Origin of the sequence: Phenylobacterium sp. (assembly GCF_044372605.1) — a bacterium.
Classification (GTDB): Bacteria; Pseudomonadota; Alphaproteobacteria; order Caulobacterales; family Caulobacteraceae; genus Phenylobacterium.
In genome coordinates, this window is sequence record NZ_JBILRO010000189.1 from 1 (window position 1) to 6,851 (window position 6,851).

6 protein-coding genes and 1 tRNA gene are annotated in these 6,851 nt (G+C 64.1%); 3 read left to right on the forward strand and 4 right to left on the reverse strand.

Features of this window, described 5'->3' with window-relative positions:
* The 3 genes from ACIQ42_RS13915 to ACIQ42_RS13925 all read left to right on the forward strand — a co-directional run.
* A partial coding sequence (locus ACIQ42_RS13915; protein WP_397422841.1) for a CHAT domain-containing protein occupies positions 1-2,099 on the forward strand: 2,099 nt, incomplete at its 5' end.
* 40 nt (positions 2,100-2,139) lie between these two features.
* Entirely contained in the window at positions 2,140-3,795 is a 1,656-nt protein-coding gene (locus ACIQ42_RS13920) for a glycosyltransferase family 4 protein (RefSeq protein ID WP_397422843.1), read from the forward strand.
* A 98-nt stretch (positions 3,796-3,893) separates the two neighbouring features.
* Positions 3,894-4,355 carry a hypothetical protein gene (locus tag ACIQ42_RS13925; RefSeq protein WP_397422844.1) on the forward strand — a complete coding sequence of 154 codons (462 nt, stop codon included), beginning with the start codon at positions 3,894-3,896 and terminating at the stop codon, positions 4,353-4,355.
* A gap of 87 nt (positions 4,356-4,442) precedes the next feature.
* On the opposite strand, the gene ACIQ42_RS13930 is transcribed toward ACIQ42_RS13925, so the two are convergent.
* From ACIQ42_RS13930 to ACIQ42_RS13945, 4 genes are all read right to left on the reverse strand, one after another.
* Positions 4,443-4,517 (reverse strand) — tRNA-Lys (locus tag ACIQ42_RS13930).
* Between the two features lie 406 nt (positions 4,518-4,923).
* On the reverse strand, positions 4,924-5,112 hold the full coding sequence (locus ACIQ42_RS13935) for a hypothetical protein (protein ID WP_397422845.1): 189 nt from the start codon (positions 5,110-5,112) through the stop codon (positions 4,924-4,926).
* 145 nt (positions 5,113-5,257) lie between these two features.
* On the reverse strand, positions 5,258-6,385 hold the full coding sequence (gene tgt, locus ACIQ42_RS13940; RefSeq protein ID WP_397422847.1) for a tRNA guanosine(34) transglycosylase Tgt: 1,128 nt from the start codon (positions 6,383-6,385) through the stop codon (positions 5,258-5,260).
* Positions 6,385-6,851: S-adenosylmethionine:tRNA ribosyltransferase-isomerase (locus tag ACIQ42_RS13945; RefSeq protein WP_397422849.1), on the reverse strand; the 467-nt coding region annotated here is incomplete at its 5' end. The genes tgt and ACIQ42_RS13945, both read right to left, overlap by 1 nt.

Sequence of the window (6,851 nt, forward strand, 5' to 3'; positions counted from 1 at the left end):
GCGACGTTATGGGCGGCAGCGCCGTCACCGTGGCTGATCGCCTCGTGGTTCAGGACGCCCAGGCGCTGGAAGTGGTCGGGTCCTCGCTGGGGGCCCAGGGCGATATCGCCGGTGCGCGAGCCGCCCTGGAACGGGCAGGCCGGATGCTTTCGGCGGCGGAGGGCAACGGGGCGCTGAACGTCTGGCTTCGGGCGCGGATCGAGGCGGATCTTGCCGAACTCGACATGGACTCTGGCCAGCCTGCGGTGGCTGTCACTCGCTATCAAGGCGCGATCCGCACCATTCGGCTGCGTCATGCCGGCACGGCTGCGGAAGGCGGCCTGCTGCTGGACCTGGGACGGGCGCAGGTCAGCGCCGGCCAGGAGGATGCGGCGCTGGTCACCTATGAGCGTGCTTTCAAGCTGTTTCAGGAACAGCGCGGCGCCCTGGGCGCGTCTGCTGATGACGCCGCGCCCTATTTTGATCTGTTGATCAAGCTGATCAGCTCCGATCCCGCCAAAGCGGACGAATACCGCAGCCGGTTCTTCAACGCGGCATCGAGCGTCGTCTCGAACGCCACCGCACAGACTGTTTCCAAGCTGGCCGCCCGCGTGGCCTCCGGCGATGGCGCCGTCACGGGACTGGTCCGCGCCCTGGAAGATACCCGCCGGGAACTGCGCGCCGCTGAAGCTCAAGCCGCAAACCTTCAGGCTACAAACGCCTACTCCGGTCAGGAACGGGTCGATCTCGAAGCCCGGCTCAAACTGCTTCAGGAACAGTCTGATGGTCTTGAAAGCCAGTTGTTGTCAGCCAATCCCCGGTACGCGCAGTTGGTCTCGTCCAGCGCCTCACTGGCTGACCTGCAAAAGGTACTGCGCAGGGACGAAGTCTACGTAAAGATCCTGTTGCTCAGCAATCGTGGCTACGGCTTGCTGGTGTCGCCGACAATGGCGACGCCCTATGCCATCGACCTCAATCGCGGAACCGCAGGAGCTGCGGTCGTTCGGTTGCGCTCTCCGTTTGAGCAAGAGGACTCTCTGCCGCCCTTCGACGTCGCGCTATCTTATGACCTGTTCCAGAAACTGTTGGGCCCGGTGGCCTCGCAGGTCATGGCCGCAAAGCACCTGATCTATGAACCGGACGGCGGTTTGATCTCCCTGCCGGTGGCCACGCTGGTGACGCAGGATCCGGCCCCTCTGCTGGCGGCGACGCCCGAGGGCAATGACCCCGACTATCGCAAGGTCGCGTGGTTGGGGGCCAAGGTCGAAAGCGCGCTGGTGCTATCGGCCGCCAGCTTCATGCAGTCGCGGGCTTTCGCGCCAAGTAAGGCCACGCGCAGCTTTCTGGGGTTTGCCGATCCCTCGACGCCGGCTCGCAGCAATCCACAGGCCTACTCGTCCGTGGTGAAGCGATCGGTAAGTATTGTTTCCACCGGAAGAGCTGTCTCCAGTATCTGCGAGAACACGCGGCTGGCGTTGCTACAGATGCCGGCCCTTCCCGATACAGCCGACGAAGTCCGCAACGTCGGCGCCAGCATCGGTGGCGTTTCAGCCGACCAGGTCATTGTAGGCACGGCCTTTACGGATGACGGGCTCCGCGCACGAACCGACCTATCGGACTACAAGGTTCTCTACTTCGCGACCCACGGCCTGCTTCCGCAGCCGTCGGCCTGCCTGCCCGAACCGGCTCTGATGACCTCAGTTGGTCTGGGCGACAGTGACGGTCTGCTGGACACCAGCGAGATTCTCGACCTGAAGCTGGATGCCGATCTCGTGGTGCTGTCGGCCTGCGACACAGGCGGATCCGGCGGCGACGCCACGACCACGGGTATGCAAGGCGGCGGCGAGGCTCTGGGCGGCCTGACCCGAGCGGTTATCTATGCCGGTGGGCGTTCATTGATCGTCTCCCACTGGTCCGTGGACTCGGTGGCGACGGTGCGCCTCATGACGGGGATGTTCTCAGCTAAAGCCTCCACCAAGGGCGACGCAATGCTGCTGGCGCAATCGACGCTGCAACAGAGCGAACAGTTCAGTCATCCCTACTTCTGGGCACCCTTCACCATCGTCGGCGACGCCTCTGGGCCGCTGCCCAGCGCCACTGCGAAAATGGCGAGCAACTAACTGACAGCCGACCCCGTGTCGGCGTCTGCCCCGGGATGCCATGACCAACGCGGCGATACAGTTCAACTCCGAGCCGTTCAACGCGGCCATTCCGCGACCCATGGGGCGGCACTCGGCGGGTGAAGGATTTCTGCGTGGCTTTCTCAAGCACGCCGACATTGAAGCCTTTTACTTCTGGGATCACTTCGGTGAAGACCGTGCGGTGCTGGATGCACTTGTCCAGCGCCAGGGGCCGCCGACACGACCTGTTGTCTGGCTGGATCGAGATGAGCGGGGTCGTTTCGCCGAAGCCGGGGCCTTGCATATCCCCACCCCGGAGCTTGCTTATGAGGCCTGGGCGCGCCGGGCGCTGAGTGGAACAGATTACTCCCTGACCGGCGTTACCCACACGATCTCCGAGACACACATTGTCGACGAGATCAGCAGCCTGCTGCTGGCACCGCTGGAACCCTGGGACGCATTGGTTTGTACCTCCGAGGCCGGCCGCAAGGCCGTAGAGACCGTACTGGAAGGTGTCGCTGGATATCTCCAGGATCGCTTCGGCGCCACGCGGATTGCACCGGCTCAGCTGGTCACTATTCCCTTGGGACTTCACGTTGACGATTTCGAACTGACGCCCAAGGCGAGACGGCGATGGCGTCAGAAGCTGGGAATTCCGGAAGAGGCGCCGGCAGCGCTGCACCTCGGTCGCTTCAGCGCGAATACGAAGATGCACCCAGGCCCCATGGGCATCGCACTCCAGGAAGCAGCCCAGCGGCTCGGGACCCGGATATACTGGATCATGTTTGGTGGCGCCCACCGGCCTCACGACGAGGAAGCCTTTGTCCGGGCAGCGGGCGCCTTCTGCCCCGACGTCGAGATTTGCGTTGTTGAAGATCGCTCTGCCGAGGCGCGCGATGAAGTTCTGTCGGCAGCAGATGTGTTCCTCTCGCTGTCAGACAATACTCAGGAGACCTTCGGGATCACGCCCCTAGAGGCCATGGCAGCGGGCCTGCCGTGCGTTGTCAGTGACTGGGACGGCTACCGCGACACCGTGCGTCACGGGATCGATGGTTTTCGAATCCCGACGATGACGCCGAGGCCAGGCCTGGGAACTGATCTGGCCTACGCCCATGCGCATCGCTTGATCACTTACGAGACCTTCGCCGGGACCACCGCCCTGTTCACTTCCGTGGACATCGCCGCGGCTGCAGACGACCTCGTCGCTCTACTTTCAGACGCGGACCTGAGAGGCCGGATGGGAAGGTCTGGGCGTGCGCGAGCCCTTCAGACCTTCGATTGGGGCGTTGTCATTCCCCAGTATCAGGCGCTGTGGAGCGAGCTGGCGCGACGACGACGATCAGCGCCTGCACAAGGGTCACTGGAAAACCCCTACCGGCCGGACCCCTTTCGGATGTTTCAGGCCTATCCGACAGCAAATCTGTCCGGCCTGGAGACTGTGGCGCTTGCGCGACCATTTGCGGAGGACGACTTGACAGCCTGGCTGAATAGACCGGGCGTCCGAAGCGAGGCCGCGCGGTTGCCGACCGCCGGCGAAGTTGCCGCCCTGGTGTCCCGCCTCACCAACGGCCCGCGTTCAGTGATGGCTTTGATGGCCGAAGTTCCTGCCGATCGTCGCCCCTTCGTCGAGCGAGGACTTGTCTGGCTGGCCAAGTTCGGCGTTCTGCGTCTTGGTGCCCGGCCGCCTCGTACATGAGAACGACACACCACTTGTTCAGACACCGTTCAGGGCTTCCGTGTGTTAGTGGTCAACTTGTTCCTGGGTCTGAAATGCAGAAATGCGGGGAATTCCTGATGCGAAAGATACTGCTCGGCGTCGCCCTTTCCGTTGCATTCGGCGGCGTGGCGATGGCCAGCGACTACATTGTCGTCAACTCGTCTGATCCGGCGATCAAACGTGGGCAAGCCTATGGCGCGGGCGCCCGACTGGCGCTTGGTGCGGGCCAGACAGTCACTCTGATGCGCGCCTCCGGCGAGGTCACCACACTACGCGGCGCGGCCGGCGGCGTGGCTCTGCCCGGCGCACGACTGGCCTCGGCCGACGCGGCGCGTTTCGAAACGCTCCGCGCCCTGGTCCAGCCGCCGCCCGAGGGTCGGACCTTCGGAGCCCGCCGTGGCGGCATCTGTCCCGCGCTGGAAAGCCTGACGACTTTGGACGATATCGTCCGGGTCGCTGAAACCAGCGGCTGCAAGACGGTGGCGCGCCAGGCACTTGAGGCTTACCTCGCGAAAACCAGCGAACCTGCGCCGAAATAGTCCCTGATAAACCTATCATCTAGCGGAGCCGGGCGACCTCTCGCACCGGCTCCGTTCATTTTGGGAACCGGAGCTCCGCCAGAATGTTGGTAGGCCGGGTGAGGTTCGAACTCACGACCATTCGATTAAAAGTCGAATGCTCTACCACTGAGCTACCGGCCCGCGACTCAAGGCGACCTTTGACGGCAGCCCGGATGAAGCGGCGCGGAACCTAGAGGGCTGAGACCGAAAGTGGAAGCGACATTCGTGACAGGGTACACTGCTCGGCGCATTGTCGGCCTCTGGTGAACTCATGAATGCATCCCTTCGTCTTGCCTTGCTGTCCCTCGCTGTCGCCGGGCTGGTTTCGTCTGCGGCCGCTCAGACCCGGACGGGACGGACCGCTCCCCCGCCGGCACCGGCGCCGGATGACCAGGTCCGAACATCGGATCAGGTGAAGCAGGGCAGCGTTCAGGGGGCAGCCACCACGCCGCTTCGCGACCTGAATGTCATGAAGGTCGAGATACCGGAGCTCCTGCTGGAGTCGCTCAAGGACCCTTACCAGCGGCCGCCGCGCAACTGGAAATGCTCAACATTGGTCAGTCTGCTTCAGCCGCTTGAGGCCGCGCTCGGGCCTGACCTTGATCAGCTCCCAACTGACGAGGTGGATCTTGCGGACCGCGGCAAGCAAACGGCGCTGAGCGTTGCCGGTGATCTGGCGGGGGGCGCCATTCCGTTCCGTGGCGTCGTGCGACGTGTCTCCGGCGCCGCCAGCCATGACAAGCTGGTGCAGAACGCTATCCTGGCGGGATCAGTACGCCGCGCATATCTCAAGGGGCTTGGTGAGGCTCGCGGTTGCCCAGCGCCCGCAGCACCGACGCACACAATGACCAAGTCGCCTGCTGTGACAGCGAAGACAGAGCCTAGGCCGAAGTATCCGACGCGAAATGACGCGACGCGAACGCCTGACGGAAAGCCTCCAGCCGTCCTTCCGAAATCGCGGCCCTGAGCTCCGACATAAGCGACTGGAAGAACGCCAGATTGTGCCAGGACAGCAGCACCTGGCCCAGGATCTCCTGTGACTTCACGAGGTGGTGCAGATAGGCCTTCGAGTAGTCTCGACTGGCCGAAACGTCACTAGAGGCGTCAAGCGGACTGTCGTCTTCGGCGAACCGGGCGTTCTTCAGGTTGATCGCACCATCCCAGGTCCAGGCCTGACCGTGGCGACCGGACCGGGTCGGCAGTACGCAGTCGAACATATCGACACCCCGGTAGACCGCCTCGACCAGATCGATCGGCTTGCCCACCCCCATCAGGTATCGCGGCCGATCTGCCGGTAGTTGGGCAGGGGCGAAGTCCAGCACCTCGACCATGGCCTGATGCCCCTCACCCACGGCCAGGCCGCCGATGGCATAGCCGTCGTAGCCGGTCTCGATGAGACGCCGGGCCGACTCGCTACGGAGCGCCTCGTCGACACCGCCCTGCTGGATGCCGAACAGCGCCTGAGCGTCGCGATGACCGAAGGCCGCCTTCGACCGTTCACCCCATCGCGCGGAGCGCCGCATAGCCTCGGCGGCGCGATCACCGGTGGCGGGAAGGGCCACCAGTTCGTCCAGTTGCATCACGATGTCCGCGCCCAGCAGATCGGCCTGGATCTCGATGGAGCGTTCGGGCGTCAGCACGTGGCGACTACCGTCCAGATGGCTCTGGAAGGTCACGGACTCCTCGGTCACCTTGGCAATGTTGGAGAGCGACATCACCTGGAAGCCGCCGGAATCGGTCAGGATCGGCTTCTCCCAACGCATGAAGCGGTGCAGGCCGCCCAGCCGACTTACCCGCTCCGCCGTAGGGCGCAGCATCAGGTGATAGGTGTTACCCAGCAGGATGTCGGCGCCGGTGGCGGCCACCTGTTCCACCGTCAACGCCTTGACGGTGCCTGCCGTACCCACCGGCATGAAGGCCGGCGTCCGGATGTCGCCGCGGGGCGTCGACAGCACGCCGGTCCGCGCGCGACCGTCGGTGGCGGCGATTTGGAACGGAAACGCCGCCATCACTCGGCGCGCCACAACAGGCTGGCGTCGCCGTAGGAATAGAAACGATACCCTGAGGCGATCGCGTGATCATAGGCAGCCCGCATCGTCGCCTGACCGGCGAACGCCGAGACCAGCATGAACAATGTCGATTTCGGCAGGTGGAAGTTGGTCATCAGCCCGTCTGCTGCACGGAACCGGTAGCCCGGTGTGATGAAGATGGCGGTTTCCGCACGGAACGGTTGGATCGTTCCGTCAGGATCCGCCGCACTCTCGATCAGGCGCAGCGAGGTCGTGCCGACACATATGATGCGACCGCCTGCGGCTCGCGCCGCGTTAAGCCTGTTTGCGGTCGCGGGATCGATCTCGCCCCATTCGGCATGCATCTTGTGCATCGACAGGTCTTCCGTCTTCACCGGCAGAAAGGTGCCGGCGCCCACGTGCAGGGTGAGCTTCTCCAGGCCAACGCCGGCCGCCGCCAGCCGCG

Coding starts and splice junctions, on each gene's coding strand:
- tgt (WP_397422847.1), bottom strand. CDS start 6,385: ATGGCGGCGTTTCCGTTCCAAATCGCCGCCACCGACGGTCGCGCGCGG.
- ACIQ42_RS13925 (WP_397422844.1), top strand. CDS start 3,894: ATGCGAAAGATACTGCTCGGCGTCGCCCTTTCCGTTGCATTCGGCGGC.
- ACIQ42_RS13935 (WP_397422845.1), bottom strand. CDS start 5,112: ATGGCTGGCGGCGCCGGAGACACGTCGCACGACGCCACGGAACGGAAT.
- ACIQ42_RS13920 (WP_397422843.1), top strand. CDS start 2,140: ATGACCAACGCGGCGATACAGTTCAACTCCGAGCCGTTCAACGCGGCC.